Origin of the sequence: Micromonospora sp. WMMD558, from assembly GCF_049315255.1 — a bacterium.
Lineage (GTDB): Bacteria > Actinomycetota > Actinomycetes > Mycobacteriales > Micromonosporaceae > Micromonospora.
Window position 1 is genome coordinate 4,865,178 of sequence record NZ_CP186061.1, and the last position, 25,986, is coordinate 4,891,163.

At 72.6% G+C, this 25,986-nt stretch carries 23 protein-coding genes; 9 read left to right on the plus strand and 14 right to left on the minus strand.

The window, feature by feature from the left end:
• Positions 1 to 317 precede the first annotated feature (317 nt).
• Both ACN26Y_RS23100 and ACN26Y_RS23105 read left to right on the plus strand, forming a co-directional pair.
• Complete coding sequence (locus ACN26Y_RS23100; RefSeq protein WP_155332288.1) at positions 318 to 1,085, plus strand: ABC transporter ATP-binding protein; 768 nt, start codon at positions 318 to 320, stop codon at positions 1,083 to 1,085.
• Complete coding sequence (locus ACN26Y_RS23105) at positions 1,085 to 3,634, plus strand: ABC transporter permease (protein WP_155332289.1); 2,550 nt, start codon at positions 1,085 to 1,087, stop codon at positions 3,632 to 3,634. The genes ACN26Y_RS23100 and ACN26Y_RS23105 overlap by 1 nt, the downstream gene beginning before the upstream one ends.
• A gap of 88 nt (positions 3,635 to 3,722) precedes the next feature.
• Here ACN26Y_RS23105 and ACN26Y_RS23110 read toward each other — a convergent pair whose 3' ends face one another.
• Positions 3,723 to 4,370 (minus strand): HAD family hydrolase, encoded by a 648-nt coding sequence (locus ACN26Y_RS23110; protein ID WP_155332290.1) that lies wholly within the window; start codon positions 4,368 to 4,370, stop codon positions 3,723 to 3,725.
• A gap of 150 nt (positions 4,371 to 4,520) precedes the next feature.
• Positions 4,521 to 5,267, minus strand: a complete 747-nt coding sequence (locus ACN26Y_RS23115) for a neutral zinc metallopeptidase (protein ID WP_422733509.1) — start codon at positions 5,265 to 5,267, stop codon at positions 4,521 to 4,523.
• Between the two features lie 239 nt (positions 5,268 to 5,506).
• Between ACN26Y_RS23115 and ACN26Y_RS23120 the strand changes: the two genes are divergently transcribed.
• A complete protein-coding gene (locus ACN26Y_RS23120; RefSeq protein WP_155332292.1) occupies positions 5,507 to 5,908 on the plus strand; it encodes a YciI family protein in 402 nt (133 codons plus the stop codon).
• Positions 5,909 to 5,918: 10 nt separating this feature from the next.
• Positions 5,919 to 7,157, plus strand: a complete 1,239-nt coding sequence (locus tag ACN26Y_RS23125) for an RNA polymerase sigma factor (RefSeq protein ID WP_422733510.1) — start codon at positions 5,919 to 5,921, stop codon at positions 7,155 to 7,157.
• Between the two features lie 29 nt (positions 7,158 to 7,186).
• Here ACN26Y_RS23125 and ACN26Y_RS23130 read toward each other — a convergent pair whose 3' ends face one another.
• Positions 7,187 to 8,284 (minus strand): calcium:proton antiporter, encoded by a 1,098-nt coding sequence (locus ACN26Y_RS23130; protein WP_155332294.1) that lies wholly within the window; start codon positions 8,282 to 8,284, stop codon positions 7,187 to 7,189.
• Between the two features lie 241 nt (positions 8,285 to 8,525).
• On the opposite strand from ACN26Y_RS23130, the gene ACN26Y_RS23135 reads away from it, so the two are divergent.
• Entirely contained in the window at positions 8,526 to 8,903 is a 378-nt protein-coding gene (locus tag ACN26Y_RS23135) for a hypothetical protein (RefSeq protein ID WP_155332295.1), read from the plus strand.
• Positions 8,904 to 9,109: 206 nt separating this feature from the next.
• Positions 9,110 to 9,316: a bleomycin resistance protein gene (locus tag ACN26Y_RS23140; protein ID WP_155332296.1), complete on the plus strand. Its 207-nt coding sequence runs from the start codon at positions 9,110 to 9,112 to the stop codon at positions 9,314 to 9,316.
• Between the two features lie 310 nt (positions 9,317 to 9,626).
• Here the strand turns inward: ACN26Y_RS23140 and ACN26Y_RS23145 are convergent, their stop codons facing one another.
• Positions 9,627 to 10,496 carry a sulfotransferase domain-containing protein gene (locus ACN26Y_RS23145; protein WP_155332297.1) on the minus strand — a complete coding sequence of 290 codons (870 nt, stop codon included), beginning with the start codon at positions 10,494 to 10,496 and terminating at the stop codon, positions 9,627 to 9,629.
• A 673-nt stretch (positions 10,497 to 11,169) separates the two neighbouring features.
• The gene (gene metH, locus ACN26Y_RS23150) at positions 11,170 to 14,685 is read right to left on the minus strand and encodes a methionine synthase (protein WP_422733511.1); all 3,516 of its coding nucleotides are present in this window, start codon (positions 14,683 to 14,685) and stop codon (positions 11,170 to 11,172) included.
• A 263-nt stretch (positions 14,686 to 14,948) separates the two neighbouring features.
• Between metH and ACN26Y_RS23155 the strand changes: the two genes are divergently transcribed.
• Together ACN26Y_RS23155 and ACN26Y_RS23160 are read left to right on the plus strand one after the other, a co-directional pair.
• Positions 14,949 to 15,818, plus strand: a complete 870-nt coding sequence (locus ACN26Y_RS23155; RefSeq protein WP_155332299.1) for a PAC2 family protein — start codon at positions 14,949 to 14,951, stop codon at positions 15,816 to 15,818.
• 181 nt (positions 15,819 to 15,999) lie between these two features.
• Positions 16,000 to 16,791: a GntR family transcriptional regulator gene (locus ACN26Y_RS23160; protein WP_155332300.1), complete on the plus strand. Its 792-nt coding sequence runs from the start codon at positions 16,000 to 16,002 to the stop codon at positions 16,789 to 16,791.
• A 37-nt stretch (positions 16,792 to 16,828) separates the two neighbouring features.
• Here ACN26Y_RS23160 and mshC read toward each other — a convergent pair whose 3' ends face one another.
• From mshC to ACN26Y_RS23190, 6 genes are all read right to left on the minus strand, one after another.
• Positions 16,829 to 18,067 (minus strand): cysteine--1-D-myo-inosityl 2-amino-2-deoxy-alpha-D-glucopyranoside ligase, encoded by a 1,239-nt coding sequence (gene mshC, locus ACN26Y_RS23165; RefSeq protein WP_155332301.1) that lies wholly within the window; start codon positions 18,065 to 18,067, stop codon positions 16,829 to 16,831.
• A 66-nt stretch (positions 18,068 to 18,133) separates the two neighbouring features.
• Positions 18,134 to 18,952: an SCO1664 family protein gene (locus ACN26Y_RS23170; RefSeq protein WP_422733512.1), complete on the minus strand. Its 819-nt coding sequence runs from the start codon at positions 18,950 to 18,952 to the stop codon at positions 18,134 to 18,136.
• A complete protein-coding gene (locus ACN26Y_RS23175; protein ID WP_155332303.1) occupies positions 18,949 to 19,527 on the minus strand; it encodes a DUF3090 domain-containing protein in 579 nt (192 codons plus the stop codon). Before ACN26Y_RS23175 ends, ACN26Y_RS23170 begins: the two co-directional genes overlap by 4 nt.
• A 115-nt stretch (positions 19,528 to 19,642) precedes the next feature.
• Complete coding sequence (locus ACN26Y_RS23180) at positions 19,643 to 20,359, minus strand: MSMEG_4193 family putative phosphomutase (protein WP_155332304.1); 717 nt, start codon at positions 20,357 to 20,359, stop codon at positions 19,643 to 19,645.
• Positions 20,360 to 20,508: 149 nt separating this feature from the next.
• Positions 20,509 to 21,345: an undecaprenyl-diphosphate phosphatase gene (locus tag ACN26Y_RS23185; protein ID WP_155332305.1), complete on the minus strand. Its 837-nt coding sequence runs from the start codon at positions 21,343 to 21,345 to the stop codon at positions 20,509 to 20,511.
• Positions 21,342 to 22,394, minus strand: a complete 1,053-nt coding sequence (locus tag ACN26Y_RS23190) for an LLM class F420-dependent oxidoreductase (protein ID WP_155332306.1) — start codon at positions 22,392 to 22,394, stop codon at positions 21,342 to 21,344. Before ACN26Y_RS23190 ends, ACN26Y_RS23185 begins: the two co-directional genes overlap by 4 nt.
• Before the next feature lie 199 nt (positions 22,395 to 22,593).
• Here ACN26Y_RS23190 and ACN26Y_RS23195 point away from each other — a divergent pair, with 199 nt between their 5' ends.
• The gene (locus tag ACN26Y_RS23195) at positions 22,594 to 23,565 is read left to right on the plus strand and encodes an aldo/keto reductase (RefSeq protein WP_155332307.1); all 972 of its coding nucleotides are present in this window, start codon (positions 22,594 to 22,596) and stop codon (positions 23,563 to 23,565) included.
• Between the two features lie 52 nt (positions 23,566 to 23,617).
• On the opposite strand, the gene ACN26Y_RS23200 is transcribed toward ACN26Y_RS23195, so the two are convergent.
• Genes ACN26Y_RS23200 through ACN26Y_RS23210 form a run of 3 tightly spaced genes read right to left on the minus strand, consistent with a single transcriptional unit; the run spans position 23,618 to position 25,939 of the window.
• Positions 23,618 to 24,529 (minus strand): hypothetical protein, encoded by a 912-nt coding sequence (locus tag ACN26Y_RS23200; protein WP_155332308.1) that lies wholly within the window; start codon positions 24,527 to 24,529, stop codon positions 23,618 to 23,620.
• A gap of 22 nt (positions 24,530 to 24,551) precedes the next feature.
• Positions 24,552 to 25,613, minus strand: coding sequence for a WXG100 family type VII secretion target (locus ACN26Y_RS23205; protein WP_155332309.1), 1,062 nt, complete (start codon positions 25,611 to 25,613; stop codon positions 24,552 to 24,554).
• On the minus strand, positions 25,610 to 25,939 hold the full coding sequence (locus ACN26Y_RS23210) for a hypothetical protein (protein WP_155332310.1): 330 nt from the start codon (positions 25,937 to 25,939) through the stop codon (positions 25,610 to 25,612). Before ACN26Y_RS23210 ends, ACN26Y_RS23205 begins: the two co-directional genes overlap by 4 nt.
• Positions 25,940 to 25,986 lie beyond the last annotated feature (47 nt).

Here is a 25,986-nt window from a genome sequence, read left to right on the forward strand (position 1 = left end):
GGGTGACCGGCGTACCGGTGAGGGTCCACCGGCGGGACGGCGACGTTGCGGTCGCCACCTACCGTGACCAACGACGGCGCGGCGGGGTTGACCCTCACGCGACGTCACTGTTCAGGATCGGTCTCGACCGCCGGGAAATCGGCTCGACCGGTCACCGGATCAGGGGCAACCCTGAGTGGCGGTCGGGGGCACCCGCAGCCCGAAATCCGCCACGGCTCCACCCGGAGTCGGACGGACCCGCGGCGGAGAGCGCCGAAGATTGGTTACGCGCCGGACCAGCGGGGGCGGTGCGTTTCGGACGACGAGAGGAAGATGACGTGACCGCGACGGTAGGCCGTCAGGCGCAGGCCGCGGCCCGCGCGAGCGACGTGTGGAAGGTGTACGGCAGCGGCGAGGCGCAGGTGATCGCGCTGCGCGGGGTCAGCTGCGAGTTCGAGCGGGGCCGGTTCACCGCGATCATGGGCCCGTCCGGCTCCGGCAAGTCGACGCTGATGCACTGCCTGGCGGGGCTGGACTCGGTGACCCGGGGCACGGTGTCGATCGGCGACACCACGGTCACCGGGCTCGGCGACGCGGGGCTGACGAAGCTGCGCCGCGACAAGGTCGGGTTCATCTTCCAGCAGTTCAACCTGCTGCCGACGCTGACCGCCAAGGAGAACATCCTGCTGCCGCTGTCGATCGCCGGCCGCAAGCCGGACCCGGCCTGGTACGACACCGTGATCGACACGGTGGGCCTGCGGGACCGGCTGGGGCACCGGCCGGCGCAGCTGTCCGGCGGGCAGCAGCAGCGGGTGGCGTGCGCGCGGGCGCTGGTCGCCCGGCCCGACGTGATCTTCGCCGACGAGCCGACCGGCAACCTCGACTCCCGGGCCGGCGCGGAGGTGCTGGGCTTCCTGCGCCGCTCGGTACGCGAGTACGGGCAGACCATCGTCATGGTCACCCACGACCCGACGGCCGCCGCGTACGCCGACCGGGTGGTCTTCCTCGCCGACGGGCAGATCGTGTCCGAGCTGGTCGAGCCCACCGCGGAGACGGTGCTGGACACGATGAAGAAGCTGGACACCCCGGCCGAGGTGGGCAACTGATGTTCCGGGCAACCCTCAAGAGCCTGCTGGCGCGCAAGCTCCGGCTGATCCTGTCCGGGTTGGCGGTGGTGCTCGGCGTCATGTTCGTCTCGGGCGCGTTCGTGCTCACCGACACCCTCGGCCGGTCCTTCGACGCGGTCTTCGCCGACGCGTACGAGGGGGTGGACGTCAACGTCGCCGCGAAGCCGAAGGTGGAGCTGAGCGAGTTCGAGGGCGAGCAGGTGGCGGCGCCGGTGCCGGCCTCGGCGGTGGAGCGGGTCCGGGCGGTGCCCGGCGTGGACGAGGCCACCGGGATCGTGGCCGCCGACGGCGCGCGGCTGATCGGCAGCAACGGCAAGGTCGTCGCCTCGTTCGGGCCGCCTCAGCTCGGTGAGAACTGGGTCGGCGAGAGCGACCTGGTGCAGCTTCGCGAAGGCCGGGAGCCGCGCGCGGATAACGAGATCGTCGTCAACGCCGCCCTGGCCAAGGCGGCCCGGGTGTCCGTCGGCGACCGGGTCGGCGTGCTGACCCTTCAGCCGAAGCAGGAGTTCACCCTGGTCGGCGTCTTCGGCTACAGCGGGGGCCGCGACTCCATCGGCGGCGTCAACGAGGTCATGTTCACGACGCCGGTGTCGCAGCGGCTGATGCTCGGCGCGCCGGACGTGTTCACCAACATCACGGTCACCGCCGCCGACGGCGTGTCGGCCGAGAAGCTGCGCGACGACGTCGCGACCGCCCTCGGCGCCGGCTACGAGGTGAAGACCGGTGAGCAGCTGTCCGCCGACGCGTCCGCGGGGCTGAAGGAGGGCCTGTCCTTCTTCAACCGGATCCTGCTCGGCTTCGCCGCGGTGGCGCTGCTGGTCGGCACGTTCCTGATCCTCAACACTTTCTCGATCATCGTGGCGCAGCGCACCCGCGAGCTGGCGTTGATGCGGGCCATCGGCGCCGGTCGCCGGCAGATCATCGGTTCGGTGGTCCTGGAGGCGGTGGCGGTCGGCCTGATCGCCTCGGTGCTCGGCCTGGGCGCCGGCATCGGCATCGGCGCGCTGCTGGCGTACCTGTTCGGCAACCTCGCCGGTGGGCTCACCCTCGCCGGGATCGGCGTACCGGCCGCCGCCGTGATCGGCGCGTTCGGGGTCGGTCTGGTCATCACCGTGGTGGCGGCGCTGCTGCCGGCCCTGCGGGCGTCGCGGATCCCGCCGATCGCCGCGATGCAGGACGTGGCGACACCGGACCGGCCGCTCACCAAGGTCACCGTGGCCGGCTCGGCCGTCACCGCGATCGGTGCCACCCTGCTGTTCGTCGGTCTGGGTGGGCACGCCGGCGACAACACCCTCGCCACCATCCTCGGCGGTGTGCTGTTCGCCTTCATCGGGGTGGCGCTGCTGACGCCGCTGATCAGCCGGCCGGTGGTGAGCCTGCTCGGCGCGCTGTTCTCCTGGTCGGTGCCGGGCAAGCTGGGCCGGCTGAACTCCGGGCGCAACCCGCGCCGCACCGCGATCACGGCCGCCGCGCTGATGGTCGGCATCGCCCTGGTCACCGGGGTCACGGTGATCCTCGACTCGGCGAAGGGCAGCATCGGCAAGCTGGCCCAGGACACGATCAACGCCGAGTTGGTGATCGCCGGGGCGCAGAGCGGCCCCCGGCCGCCGAGCTTCGACCCCGCCGTCCTGGAGAAGATCAAGGCGATCCCCGGGGTGACGCTCGTCGACGGCACGTACGGCGACATGGCCCAGGTCGGCGACGAGCGCACCTGGGTGGGCGCGAGCAGCGACGTGGCGGCGCTGGGCCCGATCTTCGAGGCCAAGGCCACCGCCGGCGACATCAGCCGGCTCGGGCCGGACCAGATGCTGGTCAGCTCGGACGTCGCGAAGTCCCGCAACCTCACGGTCGGGTCCACCGTGCCGGTCCAACTGGCCCGGGGCGAACCGCGGACGTACACGGTCAGCGGCATCTACCAGAGCGCCGAGTTCCTCGACCCGGTGACGCTGCCGGTCGAGGCGACGCGGGACTTCACCGTCCCGCAGCCGATCATGGGCTTCATCCAGCTCTCCCCCGGCACCGCGAGCGCCGATGTGCTCCCGCAGGTGGAGACGCTGCTGGCGGACAGCCCGGAGGTGTCGGTGGCCGACCGGGACGCGTTCATCGAGCAGCAGACCGGTCAGCTCGACGGGCTGCTCAGGATGATCCAGATCCTGCTGGCGCTGGCCATCGTGATCGCGGTGCTGGGCATCGTCAACACGCTCGCGCTGTCGGTGCTGGAGCGCACCCGCGAGCTGGGCCTGCTGCGGGCGATCGGCCTGCGCCGGGCCCAGACCATGCGGATGATCACCGTGGAGGCGGTGGTGATCTCGGTGTTCGGGGCGTTGCTCGGCATCGCCGTCGGCACCGGCCTGGGCGCCGCCGTGGTGGAGGCGCTGCGGGACGAGGGCATCACCGACCTCGTGCTGCCGTGGGGCGACATGGGCGTGATGCTCGGCCTCGGTGCCGTCGTCGGGGTGGTCGCCGCCGTCCTGCCGGCCATCCGCGCCGCCCGCATCGACGTCCTGGGCGCCATCGCCCACGACTGAGGCACCGAGGAAGGGCCCCCGCTCCGCCTGTCTGGTGGAGCAGGGGCCCTTCCCGCTGCACGGTCCGGTGGACGGGGCGCGGGCCGCGTCAGGCCGGCGGTTCGCCGAGCAGCGCCGCGAGCAGTTCCAGGTCCGCGGCCGTCAGGCTCTCCAGCTGGTGTACGCCGTCGCGCGGCTCCAGCGGCGCCTCCGCCGGCACCGCGAGCACCGCCGCGCCGGCGGCGAGGGCACTGGCGACGCCGGTCGGGGAGTCCTCGATCGCCACACATCGTTCGATCGGCACGTCCAGCAGCCGGGCCGCCGTCAGGTAGGGCTCCGGGTGCGGCTTCGCGGCGTCCACCTCGTCACCGCACACCACGGCGTCGAAGCTGTCCCGCCCGAGGGTGTCGAGCGCGACCTCGACGAGCGCCCGGCCGCTCGAGGTGACCAGGGCGGTGGGGATGCCCGCCGTACGGACGGCGCCCAGCAGGGCCAGCGCGCCCGGCCGCCAGCGCAGCCCGGTGCGGAACAACTCCAGGATCCGGGCGTTGATCCACGCGGCGCTCGCCTCCGGGTCGCGCTCCGGCTGGCCCAGGTCGTCGTGGAGGATCCTCATCGACGCGGCCATGCTGGTGCCGACCATCGCCAGGCGGGCCGGCGCGGACAGGACCCCGCCGTACTCGGCCGCCAGCTCCCGCAGCGCGACGTCCCACAGCTTCTCGCTGTCGACCAGCGTCCCGTCCATGTCGAAGAGCACGGCGGCGGGGTGGTGGCTGCTCAGTGGGGGCTCCTCACAGGTCGGCGTACCCGCTGATCCTTGCAGCCCTCGCCCGGCCGGCGCCGACGGTCCACGCCTGCAGTGACCTACGCCGCTGGCCGGCACCCCGGCGTCACCACCGTGCCGCCGCTACGTCAGGTCGCAGGCGTCCAGGGACTTCTCGTAGCCGCGGAAGAACGCGTCGGTGCGCTGCTCGGCGGTGCCGTGGGAATCCTCGGCGAACCAGGGCTGGTTCGGGTCGTCGCCGACGGCGAGCAGCCCTTCCCGGAACTCCTCCAGGTCGCCGTCGTCGAGGCGCAGCGTCCCCGACCGTACGGAGTCGCCGAGGAACGCGCCGGCCATGCAGTCGGCCTGCAGTTCCTGCTGGATGGTGAAGTTGTAGCGGATGCCGAGGCGGGTCTGGATGCCGTGGGCGTACTCGTGGCCGAGCAGGTAGAACACGAACGCGTCGCCGATCTGGCGGAACGCGCCGAGGGACCAGTTGACGTCGTACGCGATGTAGTCGCTGGCCGAGCAGTAGACCGCGTTGTTGCGGGGGATCTCCTGCCCACCGCAGCTCACTTCGCCGCTGCGGCGGTACGGGAGGACGCGGCGGATCGGTTGGAATGCCTGCCCCGAGGCGCGGAACTGCGCCGACCAGTACCGTTCGGCGATGCTCCGTGCGTCGGCGACGTCCTGCTGGAACTCCTCGACGCTGGTCGTACCGTCGGCGCGGGTGGACTGCGCGCCGGGCGTACCCGATGATGCGGGCCGTTCGGGCGGCGGCGCTCCCCCGGGTTCGGAGGCTCCGCCCACCACGCAGCCGGCCGACGCCACCAGGGCCACCGTCAGGCCCACCAGCGAGGGTCCGCGCCGTCGTCCCGTCCGCGTCGTCACTGCGCCCTCCCCGGCGTCGGCGATGCGGCGTGCTGTACCCCGGCGGTACGCGCGTCATGCCGATCGCAGGTATCTACGCCGGGGGCGCCCGGACGGTTCAGCGACCCGCGCCGGACGGCACCGGTCGCGGCCGTGGTGCCGTACCCTCGGCGACCACCGTCTCCGATGTCCGGTCGGCGGCGGCGGCTTCGACGTCTCTGGTGAGCGGCGCCGACCGGCGTCGGGCGAGGAGAGACACCATGAAGTACATGATTCTGCTGTACGGCTCGCAGCAGGACTACGACGCGATGGCCGGCCGGCCGGGTGGCAGGCCGCCGATGTCGGCCGAGCAGGTCGCCGCGATGCACGCCCACATGGGGGCGGTCCACGAGAAGCTGGTCGCGTCCGGTGAGCTGGTCGACGCGCAGGGCCTGGTCGCGCCCGCGCACGCCCGCCGCGTCCAGCTCGACGGCGGTGTGCCGGTGGTGACCGACGGTCCGTACCCGGAGACGCAGGAGGTGCTTGCCGGTTTCACCGTGGTCGACTGCGCGAGCCTCGACCGGGCGATCGAGATCGCCGCCCAGTTCGTGAACCCGGACGCCCCCGGCGAGTACGTGGACGTCCGCCCGGTCGCCGAGGGCATCGAGGATCTCGACGGTTGAGGTGGGCGCGGTGACCGGCGAGCCCGCCGAGGGCCTGCTGCGCAGCCTGGCGCCGCAGGTCCTCGGCGCGCTGGTCCGCCGGTTCGGTCATTTCGACACCGCCGAGGACGCCACCCAGGAGGCGCTGATCGCGGCCGCGGAGCGGTGGCCGCGCGACGGCGTACCCGATGATCCGAAGGCCTGGCTGGTCACGGTGGCCGCGCGGCGGCTGACCGACCTGCTCCGCCGCGAGCAGGCGCGCCGGCGCCGCGAGGACGCGGTGGCGCGGTGGGTGCTGCCCGCCGACCGGCTGGCACCGCCCGCGGACACGGATGCCGCCGGCGGCGACGACACGCTGGTGTTGCTCCTGCTCTGCTGCCATCCCGCGTTGTCGCCGGCGTCGCAGATCGCGCTGACGCTGCGGGCGGTGGGTGGGTTGACCACCGCCGAGGTGGCCCGTGCGTTTCTGGTGCCGGAGGCCACGATGACCCGGCGGATCAGCCGTGGGAAGCAGAGCATCCGCGACAGCGGCGTGCCGTTCCGGATGCCCGCCGGGCCCGAGCGGGACGCCCGGCTCGCGGCCGTCCGCCACGTGCTCTACCTGATCTTCAACGAGGGGTACGCGGCCACGACCGGGCCGGCTCTGCTGCGCACCGACCTCTGCGCCGAGGCGATCCGCCTGGCCCGCCTGCTGCACCGGCTGCTGCCCGACGACCCGGAGGCGGCGGGGTTGCTGGCGCTGATGCTGCTGACCGACGCGCGGGCGCCCGCGCGGGTCGGGCCGGCCGGCGAGCTGGTGCCGATGGCGGAGCAGGACCGTAGCCGGTGGAGGGCCGACCAGATCGCCGAGGGGGTCGCCCTGGTCAGTGCCGCGCTTCCCCGCGGGCCGGTCGGGCCGTACCAGGTGCAGGCCGCGATCGCCGCCCTGCACGACGAGGCGCCGAGCGCGGCCGACACCGACTGGGCGCAGATCACGGCCCTGTACGAGGTGCTGACGGGGATGTCGGACAGCCCGGTGGTGGCGCTGAACCACGCGGTGGCGGTGGCGATGAGCCGCGGCCCTCGGGAGGGGCTGTCGCGGGTGGAGGCGCTGGCCGCGCAGGGACGGCTGGGCGACGACCCGAGGCTGCCGGCCGTCCGCGCACACCTGCTGGAGATGCTCGGCGACCGCGACGCCGCCCGGGCGGCGTACCTGTCGGCGGCGGAACGGTCGACGAACCTGGCGCAGCAGCGCTACCTGCACGCCCGCGCCGACCGCCGCACGCCCTGACAGCGCCGCGCCCCGGCCCGGCGCCCGGATCAGGGGCTGGCGGCGAGGAAGACGAACGCGGCGAGCAGCACCAGGTGCACGCCGCCCTGGAGCACGGTGGCGCGGCCGGGCACGACCGTCAACACCCCGGTCACGACGGTGAGGGCGAGCAGGGTCATCTGGGTGCCGCCGAGGCCGAGCAGCAGCGGCCCCTCCAGCCAGATCGACGCGAGCGCGATCGCCGGGATGGTCAGGCCGATGCTCGCCATCGCCGAGCCCAGCGCCAGGTTGAGGCTGATCTGCACGCGGTCGCGCCGGGCGGCGCGGGTCGCGGCGAGCGTCTCGGGGAGCAGCACTAGGAGCGCGATGACCACACCGACGAAGGACTGCGGCAGGTTCACCCGGGCGACGACGGCCTCGATGGTCGGCGAGACGGTCTTGGCGTCGCCGACGACGGCGACCAGGGCGACGAGCAGCAGGCCGAGGCTGAGCAGGGCGGTGCGGGTGGAGGGCGGCTCGGCGTGCCCGTCGGCGTCGACCGGTCGCCGGTCGGCGGTGACCGGCAGGAAGTAGTCGCGGTGCCGGCCGGTCTGCACCATCACGAACAGCCCGTAGAGCGCCAGGGACGCCACGGCGGCGAAGGCGAGCTGGGCGGGGCTGAACTGCGGGCCGGGCCGGCTGGTGGTGAAGTTCGGCACGACGAGACTGAGCACCGCCAGCGTCGCCACCGTCGCCAGGGCCCCGCCGGTGCCCTCGGAGTTGAACACCGCCACCCGTCGGCGCAGCGCGCCGAGCAGCAGTGACAGGCCGAGGATCCCGTTGCAGGTGATCATGACGGCGGCGAAGACGGTGTCCCGGGCGAGGGACTGGGCCTGCTCCCCGCCGCTGATCATCAACGTGACGATCAGGGCGACCTCGATCACGGTCACCGCCACCGCGAGGACCAGCGACCCGTACGGCTCCCCCACCTTGTGGGCGACCACCTCGGCGTGGTGGACGGCCGCGAGCACCGCGCCGGCCAGCAGCACCGCGACCACCAGGACGAGCGGGCCCGCGAGCTTGCGGTTCCAGGTCAGGGTGAGCACCAGGACCGCGAGCAACGGTACGGCGACGGTCCAGTCGGTCAGGCGGGATCGCAGCGCGGTCATGCCGTCAACACTGCCAGCAAATTTGATCATGTGCCCACTGGTCGGGGGCGTGAATTCCCGGCCGCCGCTGGGAGCTGACTCCCCGTCGCCGAGGTCCTGCCGGCCACCATCCGGCCGCCGCACCGCGTCCCCGGGGCGTCCCCCGAACGAGTGACGCGGGGACTTCTCGGCGAGTTGGACCGGGTGATGACGGAGGCTTGATAAACCGGACAAACCAGACAGCAACCGAGGCAGGCGTTCCATGACCTTCGAGGCGGACAGGCATACCCGCGAGATCCCGCTGGACCGCCCGCACCCCGCCGGAGACCCGACGCTCGAGATTGTCGAGTGGAGCGCGGGCTTCGGCACCGAGCTGGTGCTCTGCGACGGGGAGGGCATCCCGCTGGCGGCCCATCCGGCCCGGATTCCCGTGCCCGACGTCAGCTTCACCGCCTTCGTCAGCTGGGCCGGCTTCGACCCGGTCGACGTCGACCGGGCCGACCCGGGCCACGAGCCGTACCTCCCGGTACTCTCGCAGGTCCGCTCGGCCCTGACGGACCACTTCGCCAACCGGGCGCCGAGGCGGACGGCGGAGGGCGTCGAGGGCCGGAAGGGCGACGCGCTCGTCCTCGTCGGATGAGGCCGGCGTCAGCGCCCGCGGCGCCGCTTCCGTACCGGCGTCAGGGCATCAGGCCGAGCTGCGCCAGGATGGCTGCCAGGTCAGGGTGGGAGCTGAGCTCCACGAACCGTCCATCCTCCGGCCGAGCGAAGTACGCCCCCCGCCCGACGCTGGCTGCTCCAGGAGATCACGACCCGGCCACCGGGTCGGGAACAGGACGGTTGACCATGGACATCGACTCGCTCGCGACGCTGCTGCACGAGGCAGCCGATCGTCACGGCTCGTTCGAGGTGGCCGCGCCACCGCACGACTGGTGGGACTGGTACGCCGCGTACATGCACGCCCGCGAAGAGGGCAGCACGCCGGACGAGGCCGCCGCGGCCGCCGCGCGCTACATGGCGGACGTCAAGCACGTCGACGTCACGTCCGATTGACGCCCGGTGTAGCGCAGCCGTACGAGCCCCGACGCCGGCGTGCGAAGCGCACGATCCGCGCCGGGGCGTCACGGTTCCGCCGCCCGCACCGGCGATACCACCCATGCGGGTAGGCGCCGCAGCTCCTTGAGCGAGCGCTAGCATCCAGCTCGTGGAGGGCTTGTTCTGGATGGTCGCCATGCCGCTGTGCTGTCTGCTGGGCTGCCTGTTTCCATGTGCCGTCCTGGCGGCGTTGGCCACCTGGCCGACGAAGGGCGACCGCTGGTAGCGACCCTCGCTTGTAGGGCGTCTCGCGCACATCGGCGCCGGCTCACGAAGAGCGGTCACGCGCAGGGTAGCCAAGAACCTCCACGAGATCGCCCGTCGCCGCGGTGAAGGCCTCATGGATCTCGTCATCGAAGTGATTTCGCCAATCGCCGGCCTTACCCTTCCGGTAGTGGGAGATCCGCCCCGGACTCTGCCGGTCCTTCCGCATCTTCGAGAAGCTGTAGCGGGAGACGAGGGCCTCCAGTTCGGATGGTGGCAGGGCGATCCCGCAGTGCCGCATCAGCTGATCCACCTCGTCGAGCTGACGCTCGCCGGTCAGGTCTTCATACCGGAACAGGCGGAAGGTCTCGGAACTCGGAGCAACCGCCCACGACCGGAGCTGCTTGAAGAGGTATCTCTCGGAGAGGCGACTGATGACGAACAGCAGCCCTTCCTTCATCGGCTTCTCCTGCAGAATCTTCCGCGCCTGCGGTATGTCGCCCATCGGCGCGTGGGAGTTCCGAAGGGAGAAGTAGCTGGAAACGACGATGTCGCGCGGGTCCCGGATCACGAAGAACGCGCGGTAGGTACCGGGCTTCGCAATGTCCTGGAAGCGTGGGTAGGAGTGGAAGAGGGCCAGGGCCGCGCGTCCAGGCGGGACGACAGGCAGGGATCGGCGCTTGTAGAAGCGCGGATCGTAGGGCAACAAGCCGGAGTAGCGATACACCGTGGGATCGCTGAAGAGGGCCTTTATCCACTGGCTGCCCGTCTTGCGCACCGTGCAGTGATAAACGTTGTCATACTCGCATCGGGTGTCCACTGGGACGGTGAGCCGCACTTTGGCGTTGCGTGCTTCGAGCTGCGCCCGTCGCGCCACGATACGCATCGAATTGGGAGTGTGGTGTTTGGCGAAATCGACGGTGCGACTGATCATGTGTCCAAACCTCGTCCGTACCTACGACGCGGAGGCCGGTGTCCGGGTGGATTTCCAAGGCTTCGCCTTCTCCGCCCCGTACGCCGGCATGCCGCTAGGAATATCCCCGACGGTCCTATTCATGTCAACCCGGCGGCAATGGCTGCGGCGATCAGGCTGGCGGTGACGCCAGCGGCGTCGGTCCACCGTCCACAAGCTACGGCCGTGGGGTAGCCCGCGACCAGGACCGTCAGCGCCGCCAACACCGGGCGCGGCGGTGACGCTTCGTCTGCTGGATCACCGACGCATCGTACGGTCGCAACCTGCGCTGGATCGAGTTATCGAGGGTTCGGCGGCAAGTTCGGCATCGAGCGAAGCGATGATGTCGGCACCGTCGGCGCACCGCCACGGAGCTCCGGGCGAGACCCGCATCGTGCGGCCGGGCGCCCGCCACGTCGCGACACCGTCTTCGGTGCGCTCCCGCGTCCACGCACCGGACATCTCGATCGCCCAACCATCGCCTAGCGGCCTCCGCACGCGCCCCTCAGTGTGACTGACGGCTGGCGGTCCGTCGATCAGCCCCCGCCCGGCGCAAGCCTGGCGGAGCAACGTGACCGAGGAAAGGCCTTGGGCGCAACTGCCGCTCGTACGAGCTAGCCGGAGGTGTTGACGCAGTCCAGGAAGGGTGACGGCGTCACTTGGCGTTGAAGTAGCTCGCCTCCGGGTGGTGGACCACGATCGCGTCGGTGGCCTGCTCCGGGACGAGCTGGAACTCCTCGGACAGCTGCACACCGATCCGCTCCGCCCCCAGCAGGTCCACGATCTTGGCGCGGTCCTCCAGGTCGGGGCAGGCCGGGTAGCCGAACGCGTACCGGCAGCCGCGGTAGTCGGTACGCAGCAACCCGGCCAGGTCCGCCGGGTCGTCGTCGGCCACCGTACGCCCGCCGGGCAGGGTCAGCTCGGCGCGGACCCGCCGGTGCCAGTACTCGGCGAGGGCCTCGGTGAGCTGCACGGACAGGCCGTGCACCTCCAGGTAGTCGCGGTACTCGTTGCGGGCGAACAGCTTCGCCGTGTATTCGCTCATCGGCTGGCCGACGGTGACCAGCTGCAACGCCACCACGTCCAACTCGTCGCCCCGCGGGCGGAAGAAGTCCGCGAGGCAGAGCCGCCGCTCCTGCCGCTGCCGGGGGAACGAGAAGCGGGCCCGCTCGGAGTGGCCGTTCTCGTCCAGCACCACCAGGTCGTTGCCCTCGGAGTACGCCGGGAAGTAGCCGTACACGACGGCCGCTTCGAGGACCTGGTCGGCGATCAGCCGGTCCAGCCAGTAGCGCAGCCGCGGCCGGCCCTCGGTCTCCACCAGCTCCTCGTAGGACGGCCCCTGCCCGCCCCGCGCGCCGCGCAGCCCCCACTGACCGAGGAACGTGGCCCGCTCGTCGAGCAGCGCCGCGTAGTCGGCCAGCGGAACGCCCTTGACCACCCGCGTACCGAGGAACGGCGGGGTGGGCACCTCCACGTCGACCGCCACGTCGGAGCGGACCGACGAGTCGTGCAGCTCGGGCAGCGACTCGGTGACGACGGCCCGCTGCCGCTCCCGGCGGGCCCGGCGGGCGGCGAGAGCGGCCTCCCGCTCCGCGTCGACCACGGGCGCGCCACCACGCTTCGCCGCCATCACCCGGTCCATCAGGGACAGCCCCTCGAACGCGTCCCGCGCGTAGTGCACCTGCCCGGGGAACATCGACCGCAGGTCGTCCTCCACGTACGCCCGGGTCAGCGCCGCCCCGCCGAGCAGGACCGGCCACCGCTCCGCGACCCCGCGCGAAGCCATCTCGACCAGGTTCTCCTTCATGATGACCGTGCTCTTGACCAGCAGCCCGGACATGCCGATCGCGTCGGCGCGGTGCTGCTCGGCGGCGTCGAGGATGGCGTTGATCGGCTGCTTGATGCCGATGTTCACCACCTCGTAGCCGTTGTTGGACAGGATGATGTCCACCAGGTTCTTGCCGATGTCGTGCACGTCGCCCTTCACCGTGGCGAGCACGATGCGGCCCTTGCCGCCGTCGTCGGCCTTCTCCATGTGCGGTTCCAGGTAGGCCACCGCGGTCTTCATCACCTCGGCGGACTGGAGCACGAACGGCAACTGCATCTGGCCGGAGCCGAACAGCTCACCGACGACCTTCATCCCGTCCAGCAGGATGTCGTTGATGATGGACAGCGGCGACCGGCCCTCGGCCATGGCCGTGTCCAGGTCGGCCTCCAGGCCGTTGCGCTCCCCGTCGATGATCCGCCGCTTGAGCCGCTCGTCCAGCGGCAGGGCCGCGAGCTCCTCCGCCCGACTGGCGCGCGCCGACGCGGCGTCGACGCCCTCGAACAGCTCGATGAAGCGCTGCACCGGGTCGTACCCCTCGCGGCGCCGGTCGTAGACCAGGTCGAGCGCGACCTCCCGCTGCTGCTCGGGGATCTTCGACATCGGCAGGATCTTGCTGGCGTGCACGATCGCCGAGGTGAGCCCGGCCTGCACGCACTCGTGCAGGAACACCGAGTTGAGCACCTGCCGCGCCGCCGGGTTGAGACCGAACGAGACGTTGGAGATGCCCAGCGTGAAGTTCACCCCCGGGTACCGGGCGGCGATCTCCCGGATGGCCTCGATCGTCTCGATGCCGTCGCGGCGGGTCTCCTCCTGACCGGTGGCGATCGGGAAGGTCAGCGCGTCGATGAGGATGTCCGACCGCGACATCCCCCAGCGGCCGGTCAGGTCCTCGATCAGCCGCGAGGCGACCCGGACCTTCCACTCCCGGGTGCGGGCCTGGCCCTCCTCGTCGATGAGCAGCGCGACCACGGCGGCCCCGTGCTCCTTGACGACCGGCATCACCCGCGCGTAGCGGGAGTCGGGGCCGTCGCCGTCCTCGAAGTTCACCGAGTTGACCACGCACCGGCCGCCGAGCATCTCCAACCCGGCCTCGACCACCCCCGGCTCGGTGGAGTCGAGCATGATCGGCAGGGTGGAGGCGGTCGCGAACCGGCCGGCCAGCTCCCGCATGTCCCGCGTGCCGTCGCGACCCACGTAGTCGACGCAGAGGTCCAGCAGGTGGGAGCCGTCCCGGGCCTGGCCGCGGGCGATCTCCACGCACGCCTGCCAGTCACCGGCGATCATCGCTTCCCGGAACGCCTTGGAGCCGTTGGCGTTGGTCCGCTCCCCCACCATCAGCACGCTGGCGTCCTGCGCGAACGGCACGTGGTGGTAGATCGACGAGACGCCCGGCTCCGGCCGCGGCTCCCGGGCCACCGGCGTACGGCCACGCAGCCGCTCCACGAGGACCCGGATGTGCTCCGGGGTGCTGCCGCAGCAGCCACCGACCAGCGAGACGCCGTAGTCGGCGACGAAGCGCTCCAGGGCGTCGGCCATCTCGACCGGGGTCAGCGGGAAGTACGCGCCCTCGGAGGTCAGCACCGGCAGGCCGGCGTTCGGCATCACCGACAGCGGGACCCGCGCGTGCTGCGACAGGTAGCGCAGGTGCTCGCCCATTTCCGCCGGGCCGGTCGAGCAGTTCAGGCCGATCAGGTCCACACCGAGCGGCTCGATCGCGGTCAGCGCCGCGCCGATCTCGCTGCCCAGCAGCATCGTGCCGGTCGTCTCCACGGCGACGTGGCAGATGATCGGCACCTGCCGGCCCAACTCGACCATCGCCCGCTTCGAGCCCACCACCGCCGCCTTGACCTGGAGCAGGTCCTGGCAGGTCTCGACGATCAGCGCGTCCGAGCCCCCGGCGATCAGACCGGCGGCGTTCTCCTGGTACGCGTCCCGCAGCGACGCGTACGCGGCGTGCCCGAGGGTGGGCAGCTTCGTGCCGGGGCCGATCGAGCCGAGGACGAAACGGGGCTGCTCCGGCGTGGCGTACCCGTCGGCGGCCGCGCGGGCCAGCCGGGCGCCCGCCTCGGACAGCTCGCGGATGCGCCCCTCGATGCCGTACTCGGCGAGGTTCGGCAGGTTCGCGCCGAAGGTGTTGGTCTCCACGCAGTCCGCGCCCGCGGCCAGGTACGCCTCGTGCACCCCGCGGACGACGTCCGGCCTGGTCACGTTGAGGATCTCGTTGCAGCCCTCAAGGCCGTCGAAGTCGTCGAGGGTCAGGTCCGCCGCGTGCAGCATCGTCCCCATCGCCCCGTCGGCGATCAGGATCCGGTCCGCCAGGGCGTCGAGGAAAGAGATCCGCACAGGTTCAGGTTAGTGCGACCGGTCGCGGCGTGGTCGAACCCGGCTCGCCGGTCCCACATACTGTCACCGGGATCACCCCGGACCGGTTCGTTACGGTATGGCCGGCCGGCGGCGGGCACGACCGGCGCGGCCGACGGGCCGGGTCCGGTCCCGGCACGTAGGCTGACGGACGTGAGGGACTACAGCGACACCACCGTGCACGGCGGGCGGCCGGCCGGAAACCACTCCGGCGCCGTCCCCGACGAGCAGGGCGAGGTGACGGCATGACCGAGTTCGACGGACTGCCGGTGCTGCGGTCCCCCGTGGCCATCGCCGCCTTCGAGGGCTGGAACGACGCCGCCGACGCGTCGACCGCGGCCGTGGAGCACCTGGAGCAGGTGTGGCAGGCCCGGCCGGTCACCGAGCTGGACCCGGAGGACTTCTACGACTTCCAGGTCAGCCGTCCCACCATCACCATGTCGGACGGGGAGACCCGCCGGGTGGAGTGGCCGACCACCCGCTTCATGGTCGCCAGCCCGGCCGGCACGGAACGGGACGTGGTGCTGATCCGGGGCATCGAGCCCAGCATGCGCTGGCGCACCTTCTGCGAGCAGGTGCTGGAGATCTGCCACAGCCTAGAGGTCGAGCGGGTGGTCCTGCTCGGCGCGCTGCTGGCCGACGTGCCGTACACCCGGCCGCTGCCGATCAGCGGGAGCGCCTCCGACAAGGACGCCGCCCAGCGCTACCAGCTCACGCCCACCCGTTACGACGGCCCGACCGGCATCGTCGGGGTGCTGCACGACGCGTGCACCCGCGCCGAGGTGGACGCGGTGTCGTTCTGGGTGCACGTGCCGCACTACGCCAACAACCCGCCCTGCCCGAAGGCCACCCTCGCCCTGCTGCACCGCGTCGAGGAGGTGCTCGACCTGCCGGTCCCGATGGCCGACCTCGCGGAGGAGGCCGCCGAGTGGGAGCAGCGGGTGCGCAGCGCGGCCGAGCAGGACGCCGAGCTCGGCGAGTACGTCCGCGAGCTGGAGGAACGGGTCGGCGACGCCGGCATCACCCCGCTGACCGGGGACGAGATCGCCCAGGAGTTCGAGAAGTACCTGCGCCGCCGTGGCGGTTCCGCCGGCCCCACCGCCGGCTCCTGGTGACGCTCGTCCGCTGACCGGGCCCCGGATCCGTTCCGGGGCCCGTTTCGTTCCCTGCCACCGGTTCGTCTGCGCGCTGCTCCCCCTGGTCGGGGCGGGCGGGCCGCACAGCGTGTGTCACGGGTGGCGCGGCTCACACCGCGTAGGGCATCCTAGGAACCTAGCTGTGATCGAGGAGGCGGGTATGCAGATCAACCCCGGCGCGGCCGAGTTCCCGCACCGGCAGATCGCCGCGCAGCTCAAGGCCCAGGTGCGCCGCGGCGACTGGGGGCCGGGCGAACGGCTGCCGTCCATCCCGGCCATCGCCGAGATGTTCGGCGTCGCGAAGCAGACCGTGCAGCGCGCCGTCGACCAGCTGCGCGTCGAGGGCATCCTGATCACCAAACCCGGCTCGGGTACGTACGTCCGCGGCACCCGGCGCCGCCTCAACCGCCTCTCCCGGGGCCGGTACGGCGGCTTCCGCGGCTACCACACCGACCTGGCCGCCCGGTACCGGCAGCAGCTCCTCTCCGTCGGCCGGGCTCCTGCCCCGCCCGAGGTCGCCGACGCGTTCGGGGTCGCCGACGGCACCGACCTGCTCTGCCGCCGGCACCTGGTCCGCACCGAGGACTCCCCGGTCGAGGTCGGCGCCTCCTGGTTCCTGCCCGCCGACACCGCCGGCACCTCGCTGGAGCGGGCCGAGGCGTTCGGCCGGCCGCTCTACCAGGAGGCCGAGGAGGCGACCGGCCGGCGGTACGTCACCGCCACCGACACGATCAGCGCCCGCCAACCCAGCCGGGAGGAGGCGGAGATCCTCCAGATCCGCCCCGACACACCGGTGCTGCACCTGCTGCACGTCGCCTACGACGGACGCCACAGACCGATCGAGGTCGCCCAGGCGACCTGGCCCGGTCCGGTCACCACGCTGACCGAGGAGTACCGCGTCCCCGCCCCGAACCCGGACCCGGACCCGGACCCCGGCCTGGTCCTCGGCTGAGGCCCGGGCGGCGCGAGGGCGGCCGGCCCGCAGACGGCTACAGCCGGATGCCGAGGAGGGCGTCCACCGTCTGCGTGAACAGGGCCGGGGCCGCCGGGTCGTCGCCGGTGCCGGCGAGCGCCTGATCGGCCCAGGCGTCGGCCAGAGCGAGCGCACCGGGGGTGTCGAGATCGTCGGCGAGGCGCTCGCGTACCCCGGTCAGAAGGGCCGCGCCGGACGGCCCGGACGGCGCGGCGGCGGCCCGCCGCCACCGGGCCAGCCGCTCCTGCGAGACGGCGAGCAGGTCGTCGGTCCACGACCGGTCGCTGCGGTAGTGTCCGCTCATCAGGGCCAGCCGGACCGCCATCGGATCCACCTTGTCGGCCCGCAGCCGGGACACGAAGACCAGGTTGCCGCGGGACTTCGACATCTTCTCGCCGTCCAGGCCGATCATGCCGGCGTGCACGTAGTGGCCGGCGAACGGCGCCTCGCCGGTCAGCCGCTCGGCGTGCGCGGCGGAGCACTCGTGGTGCGGGAAGATCAGGTCGTTGCCGCCGCCCTGCACGTCGATCCGGTCGCCGAGCAGGTTGAGCGCGATGACCGCGCACTCGATGTGCCAGCCGGGACGACCCGGGCCCAGGTCACCGCCGGGCCAGGACGGCTCGCCCTCCCGGGCGCCGCGCCACAGCAGCGGGTCGAGCGGGTCGCGCTTGCCGGCCCGGTCCGGGTCGCCGCCGCGCTCGGGGAAGATCTCCAGCATCTGCTCCCGGGTCAGGTTGGACTCGTACCCGAAGCGGGGCGCGGCGGAGATGTCGAAGTAGATGTCACCGGTGCCGTCGTCCAGCCGGTACGCGGCACCCTCCTTGAGCAGGACGAGAACCTTCTCGGCGATGTCCGGGATCGACTCCACGGCCCCGACGTAGTGCGCCGGCGGGATGATCCGCAGCGCCTCCATGTCCTCCCGGAACAGGGCGGTCTCCCGCATCGCGAGGACCTTCCAGTCCTCGCCGTCCCGGGCGGCGCGCTCCAGCAGCGGGTCGTCGATGTCGGTGACGTTCTGCACATACGTGACGTCGAGCCCCGCGTCCCGCCACAGCCGCTGCACCAGGTCGAAAGTGATCATGGTGGCGGCGTGGCCGAGGTGGGTGGCGTCGTACGGGGTGATGCCGCAGACGTACATCGTGCCTGTGCCGGTCGGGGTGCTGGGCGCCGCGCCCTGCCGCGCCGAGTCGAACAACGACAGCGGGCCGCCCCTGCCGGGCAGCCGTGGCACCTCATGCCCCACCCAAGACTCCATGACCGCCAGCCTAACCAGCCGACGGGCAGCCCCGGGCCGCGCCACCGGTGATCAAGGCGACATCGCTCACATGGGCGGCCAGGGCACCGCCGGCCAGTCCTGCGGCGGCTGCGGGAACCGGCCCGTGGCGCGCAGCCGCTCGATCCGGGCGGCCAGTTCGGCGACCTCGCCGAGGGTGAGGTGCTCGCCCAACTCCTCGCCGAGATCACCGGCGACCCGGCCGGCGAGCGCGTCGAGCACCTCCACCACGTCCGGCGGCAACTCTCGACCCGCCCAGCCCCACAGGACCGTCCGCAGCTTCTCCTCCACGTGGAAGCTCACACCGTGGTCCACCCCGTAGATCCGGTCGTCCGCGCCGAGCAGCACGTGGCCGCCCTTCCGGTCGCCGTTGTTGATCACCGCGTCGAGCACGGCGAGGCGGGCCAGCCGCGGGTCGTCGGCGTGCGCGAGGGCGTACGGGGTGCCGTCGTCGTCCCGGGCCGCCGCGATCGGGAACCAGCGGGGCGGCAGCGCGTCAACCGGCACGAACCCGACCAACGGCTCACCCTCGGCCGGCTCGTCGATCCAGAGCTGGCAGGAACCCGGGCCCAGCGGGCCGTCCCGGAGCACCGTCGGCGGCACCAGATCCCATCCGGTGGCACGGGACACCAGGTACGCGGCGACCTCCCGGCCGGCGAGGGTGCCGTCGGGGAAGTCCCAGAGCGGGCGCTCACCCCGGACCGGCTTGTAGACACAGCGGGCGGTCACCCCGTCCAGGGTCAGCACGCCCCGCAGCGTGGTGTTCGACGCGTCGACCAGCCGGCCCTCCAGGTCGAGCATGCCGTCCCGGAGCAGCCGGAGCGCGGCGTCGCCGTCCTGGCGGGGTTGCAGGTCGGACGAGGTCACCGGTGGTAACCGTTGTGGCGCGGGCAGAGGTGACCCGCGGGGTCGAGCGGCTGGCCGCACAGCGGGCAGGGCGGACGGCCGGCGTTGACCACCCGCCGGGCGCGCTCGATGAACTGCCGGGTCGCCTCCGGCGTCAGCCGCACCCGGAGCCGGTCCAGGTCGTCGTCCGGCTCCTCGTCGTCGTCGGACTCCTCGTCGTCCGGCTCGCCCAGCTCGACCTCGGCCTCGGTCTCGCCGACGGCGATCGCCTCGATCACCACCGTCTCGGTGTCGACGTCGAAGGCCAGCCCCAGCGTGCCGACCCGGAACTCCTCGTCGACCGGCGTGTCCAGCGGGTCGTTGTCGCCGAGCGTGGCGCTGGGCTCGGGAACCTTCACCCCGAACCGGCGCTGCGCCTCGGAGAGCAGCTCCTCCAGCTTCTCGGCCAGCAGCGAGACCTGGACCTTCTCCAGCGCGACGCTGACCAGCCGGCCGCCGCCGCGCGCCTGGAGGAAGAACGTCCGATCCCCCGGCGGCCCGACGGTCCCGGCGACGAACCGCTCCGGCGGCTCGAAGGCGTGCACCTGGTGGGTCATGCCTCGACCCTATCCGGCGCGCCCACGCAGCGCGCACCCCACCGACCCGAATCGCCCAGCGCGGCACACGAGGGGCTCGGGCGCGTCCCCGGTGCGCGGCCGCCCCGGCGGGCCGTCACCGCGCGGTCGTTCCCGCTCCCCCGCCGACCGCCGCGTCCGAGTCGGCCGCGCGCGGCGTCCGCCGGCGCCGCTTCCGCGGCGGCGGGACCAGCGCCGCCAGGTCGCCGCCGGTGTCGTTGAGCCGGACCAGGAACGGCCGCAACGGCGTGTAACGGATCGCCGTGACCGACGCCGGGTCCGCGACGATGCGCTGGAAGAGATCCAGGTGTACGCCGAGCGCGTCGGCCACGATCGCCTTGATCACATCGCCGTGGGTGCAGGCCAGCCACACCGCCTCGGCGCCGTGCTCGGCGGTCACCCGGGCGTCCCAGGCCCGTACCGAGGCGACCGCCCGCGCCGCCATGGCGGCCATCGCCTCACCCCCGGGGAAGACCGCCGCGCTGGGATGCTGCTGGACGACGGGCCACAGCGGCTCCTTCGCCAGCTTCTTCAGCGGCTGCCCCTCCCAGCTGCCGTACCCGCACTCGATCAGCCCGTCCTCCACCACCGGCGTCGCCTCCGGCAGCGCCAGCTCGAGGGTCTGCCGGCAGCGGACCAGCGGGCTGGTCACCACCGCCGCCAGCGGCACCGGCCTGAGCCGCTCCCCGACGGCTGTGGCCTGCGCCCGGCCGGTCTCGTCCAGCTCGACCGGCTGCCGGCCGGCCAGCCCGCCGTCCGCGTTCGCGGTCGTCCGGCCGTGTCGCAGAAGCAGAAGGGTCGCCACGCTGACCACCCTAGGCGGTGTGGTGGGCGGGATCGTGCCGGCCAGGCTCGGGGGTGTGGCCGCGTCCGGTGAGGAGCGCGGCCCGGCGGGAGATCTCGGGAAGGAAACGGCCCTTCGCGGGGCCGAAACCCGCCAAGACCTCCCGCTGGGCGGGCGGCTCAGGTGGCGCTGATCGTGCCGGTCAGCAGCAGGGCGAGCACCAGCGTGCCCAGGGCGACCCGGTACAGCACGAAGACGTACAGGGTGTGGTGCGCGACGTAGCGCAGCAGCCAGGCGATGGCCGCGTACCCCACCGCGAACGCGATGATCGTCGCCACGACCATCTGCGCGCCGCTCGGCACCGAGGTGCCCGGCGCCGCGGGCTCGAAGACGTCCCCGAGGCTGAAGATGCCCGACATGACCACGGCGGGGATGGCCAGCAGGAACGAGTAGCGGGCCGCCGTCTCCCGGGTCAGGTTGAGCAGCAGGCCGGCGGTGAGCGTGCCACCGGAGCGGGAGACGCCCGGGATCAGCGCCATCGCCTGGGCGAAGCCCATCACGATGCCGTCCTTCATCCGGAAGTTCTCCAGGGTGCGGGTCTGCCGGCCCCAGTACTCGGCGAACGCCAGCACGAACGCGAACACGATCAGCGTCGTGGCGACCAGCCACAGGTTCCGGCCGGCGGTGCGGATCTGATCCTTGAACAGGAAGCCGAACAAGCCGATCGGGATCGAGCCGACGATCACGTACCAGGCCATCCGGTAGTCGAGGCTGGAACGCACCGACCGGTCCCACAGGCCGACCACCCACGTCCGGGCGATCCGCCAGATGTCCTTGGCGAAGTAGATCAGCACCGCCGCCTCGGTGCCGAGCTGCGTCACCGCGGTGAACGACGCGCCGGCGTCCCGCTCGAAGAAGATCGCCGACGTGATCCGCAGGTGCCCGGAGGAGCTGACCGGCAGGAACTCGGTGAGCCCCTGGACGATGCCCAGAACGATGGCTTCGACCCAGGTCACTCCCCGACTCCCGAGAGGTCCAGCGCCTCGGCGACGGTACGCAGCGTCTGCACGCCGCTGTCCCGGTCGGCGGCGAACAGCGTCACCGACAGGGTGGTGACACCGGCCGCCGCGTACTCCCGCAACCGGTCGGCGATGCGCTCCTTCGGGCCGAGCAGCGAGGTGCGGTCGATGAACTCCATCGGCACCGCCGCGGCGGCGTCGCGCTGCCGCTTCGCCAGGTACAGGTCCTGCACCTCACGAGCGGCGTCGCCGTACCCCATCCGGGTGGCGAGCTGGTTGTAGAAGTTCTGCTGCCGGCTGCCCATGCCGCCCACGTAGAGGGCCGCGTACCAGCGGACCAGCTCGGCGCAGGACGCGATGTCGTCGCCGACCACCACCGGCACCGACGGCACCACGTCGAACCCGGCCAGCTCCTTGCCGACCTTCGCCCGGCCGGCCCGCACGCTGGCGAGCTGCTCCTCGGCGAACTCCGGCGCGTAGAAGACGGCCAGCCAGCCGTCGGCGATCTCCCCGGCGAGTTCCAGGTTCTTCGGACCGACAGCGGCCAGGTAGATCGGGATGTGCTCGCGGGGCGGGTGGAAGCCCAGGCGCAGCGCCTTGCCCGGCCCGTCGGGCAGCGGCAGGGTGTAGAACTCGCCGTCGTAGGCGACCTCCTTGCGGGCCACCGCCAGCTTCACGATGTCGACGAACTCGCGGGTCCGCGCCAGGGGCTTGCCGAACCGTACGCCGTGCCAGCCCTCGGAGACCTGCGGCCCGGACACGCCCAGACCCAGCCGGAACCGGCCGCCGGAGAGCGCGTCGATGGTCGCCGCGGTCATCGCGGTCATCGCCGGCGTCCGGGCGGGAATCTGCATCACCGCGCTGCCCACGTCGATCCGCTGGGTCTGGCCGGCCATCCAGGCGAGCATGCTCGGCGAGTCGGAGCCGTAGGCCTCCGCCGCCCACACCACCGAGTAGCCGAGCCGGTCCGCCTCCTGGGCCAGGGCCAGGTGGTCGGCCGGTGTGCTCCACGCCGTCTGGTATCCGAGGCTGAGCCCGAGTCGCACTAGTCCTCCCCCATCCGCACCACAGGTCGCATCAGGTTACGCAATGCCCCCGCCGCACCCGATCACCGGCTCACGGAAAACCGGTGCGAGCGGCGACGGAGGGCGCGCGGCGACCCGGGCGAGCGGATCCACGGACCTGCCGGCAGACTTGACGGGAGCGAGGATATCGGTGCGGCCCCGTTGGAAATAAGGTTCACGCATGCAACAGCGACCGCTCGGCCGAAGCGGGCTGGCGGTTTCGCGGCTCGCGCTCGGCACCATGACCTGGGGCCGGGACACCGACGCCGACGACGCGGCCGCCCAGCTGAAGAGCTACCTCGACGCGGGCGGCAACCTGATCGACACCGCCGACGTCTACGGCGACGGCGACGCCGAGTCCGTGATCGGCTCCCTTCTGGGCACCCTGGTCCCCCGCGACGAACTGCTGATCGCCACCAAGGCGGGGCTGCGGCCGGGCAGCGGCCGGCGCCGCGACGGCTCGCGCGGGCACCTGCTGCGGACGCTGGACGCCTCGCTGCGCCGGCTCGGCACCGACCACGTCGACCTGTTCCAGGTGCACGGGTACGACCCCGACACGCCGCTGGAGGAGACCCTCGCCGCGCTGGACCACGCGGTGGCCAGCGGGCGGGTCCGCTACGTGGGCGTGTCGAACTTCTCCGGCTGGCAGACCGCCCGGGCCGCCGCGTGGCAGACCGCCTGGCCCGGCCGGGCCCCGGTGGTCGCCACGCAGGTGGAGTACTCGTTGCTGGAACGCGGCATCGAGCGGGAGGTGCTGCCGGCCTGCGAGGCGCTCGGGCTGGGCGTCCTGCCCTGGTCGCCGCTCGGGCGGGGGGTGCTCACCGGCAAGTACCGGCACGGCCGGCCCGCCGACTCCCGGGCCGCGTCGCCGCACTTCGAACGGTTCGTCGCCACCTACCTGGAGCCGCGGTGCTCCAGCATCGTGGAGGCGGTCGCCACCGCCGCGGGCGGTCTCGGGGTCTCCCCGATGGAGGTCGCGCTGGCCTGGGTCCGCGACCGGCCGGGCGTGGTCGCGCCGATCCTGGGCGCCCGCACGGTCGGTCAGCTGCTCGGCGTGCTCCAGGTCGAGCGGATGACCCTGCCGGACGAGATCGTGACGGCGCTCGACGACGTGTCGGCGGTCGAGGTCGGCTACCCGGAACGCGACGGCTGAGCAGGGCGCGAACCGAGGGCCGCGGCCGGGCCGGTGCCCGTCCGGTCCGGGATCAGGGCGTCGGACGGTCGCCGGCGGTGTCGCGGACGGCGGCGAGGAAGCGCGACTGGTCGTCCCGGGTCGCCGGGTTGACGATGCGGATCCACGACCCGTCGTCGAAGACGACGGTCGACGGGAACTGCATGAGCCGCGCACCGCCCTCGGAGTCGATCCGGGCGATCCGCCGCCGCTCCACGCTCCACAGCACCTGCGGCCGGCGGCGGTCCGGCCGCCCCTCGTCGGGCCGGCGGCCCATCCGCAGCAGGAGCAGGTGGGTGTCGGTCACCGCGAGTGGCGTGCCGGTGTAGCGCTCCAGGAACAGCAGCAGGCTGCCGGCGAGGGTGGCGAGGTCGCCGCTGAAGACGTACCGCCGCCGGTAGGCGATCTCGGCGAGCTGGTCGGCCAGCGGGCGGTACCGGCTGAGCCGGAACAGGGTGCGGAAGGCCTCCTGCTCCGGGGTCAGCGGCAGCGGCTCACGCGGCTCGGCGGGCTGCGACGGGGCGGGACGCTCCGGCTGGTCGCCCACCGACTCGGGCAGGCCGGCGGCGACCGCGGCGGCCCTGCCCGGCAGCAGCAGGACGCCGGCGGCGATCCGGACCGGCGCCAGCACCGCCTCCACCCACGCCACCGGGTTGACGATGTTGAGCAGCCCGAACAGGGCACGCGGGTCGAGGGCCTCGGCGACCTCGGTGCCGACCCGGTCGGCGAGCTGGCTGCCCGCCCGGTGCGTCTCCGGCGTGCGGACCGGCGCCAGGCCGACGTAGCGGAGCTCCTGGTCGGGTACCAGCGGGGCGACCAGGGCGCGTTCCGGTTCGTCGCTGGTGCGGAACTCGTCGCGCAGCTCGCGGGCCTTGTCCCGGGCGGCCCGGGCGCCGCCGAGCACCGCGTCGGTCAGCCGACCGAGTCGACCTCGTGCTCCGGTCACGCCGTACCTCCTCGATCGGCCCTCACCGGCCGGCCGGTTGCGTCGCGGGCGGCTGCCCGAAGACATTCTGGTCGATCCAGTCGGCGCCGTCCCGCACGGCCTGGTCGACCTGGTCACCGACCTGGTCCATGCCGGGCACGGAGAGCCCGCTGACCACGGCGACGCTGCCCCAGGTGACACCGTGCACCACCGAGTTGGGGATGTTCCACGGCAGGTTGGTGGCCCAGTCCCGGCCGATCACCCGCGCCCCGTCGCCGACGCCGTGCGCCCGCAGCGCGCCGAGACGCTCGAAGGCGCTCATGTCGAACGGCGACCCGGACTTGCCGAGCTTCCAGGTGCCCTTCGTGGGGTCGAGGAACTTGTGGAACCACTTGTCGGCCTCGCCGGCGGCGCGCCGCTTGTCGGCGTACTTCGTGCCGGTGCGCAGCGCCTTCTGCTTGTCGACCAGCTTGTCCAGGTGGTTGCGCAGCTTGCGCAGGTGGTACAGGACCCGTTGCAGCAGCTTGATGACCTTCTGCAGGTGGGCGGCGAGGGGCCGGATCACCTTGAGCATCCGGGCGAGGGCGATCATGCCCCGGGTGACCCCGAGGGCCAGGCCCGCCGCCCAGGACGCGCCGGCGGTGAACGGCGCCATCAGCAGCGCGGTCACCAGCGTGACCAGCAGGAAGTTGACGAACTCGACGCAGATGTCGACCAGCACGTCGTGCACGGTCTGCAGGGCGTCGGCGGTGCCGCGCAGGTACTCGGCCGTGGCGGCGAAATGCTCGGCCACGTCCAGCAGCTGCTGCTCCACCTCGGCCAGCCGCGTGCCGTACGCCTCGCCGGCGGGTGAGCGCCAGCCGGCCTGCTCGGCCTCGCGGACACCGCGGTGGCCCATCGCCAGCTCGCGCACCTCGACGGCGAGCGCGTCCCACTCGGTGGCCTTGGCGCGCAGCGCGGCCGGCTCGCCGTCGACGAGGTCGACGAGCTGGATCAGCGGCCAGGCCAGGGTGCGGCAGACACCGTCGACGGCACGGTCCACGCCGGACAGGGCGTTGTCGAGGCCGTTCCACAGCTCGACGGCGGTGCCGGCGGGCCCGCTCACCCGGCCATCCCGCCGCCGATCGCGCGGAAGCCCGCGTCGATGTCCTGCTCGTTGCGCTCGTACGTCTCCGCCGTCGAGCCCAGCGCGGCGCCGACCCGCTCGAACGCGTCGCGGCCGGAGCGGAACAGCTCCATCCCGCCGCTGACCTGCTCGGCGTACGTGGCGCGGAGGATGTCGCTGGCGAACGGCAGGTGGCCGAACGCGTCGTCGGGCAGGTCGCCCGCGGACACCACCCGGCCTTCCAGCGCGCCGAGCGACGCGGCCACCTGTTTCGCCGCCGCCGCCAACCGTCGTACCGCCTGCACGTCGACGTCGATGTCCGCCATGCCGTCCTCCCCACCGTCGCGGCCTACCGAAGATACGATCATGCGGT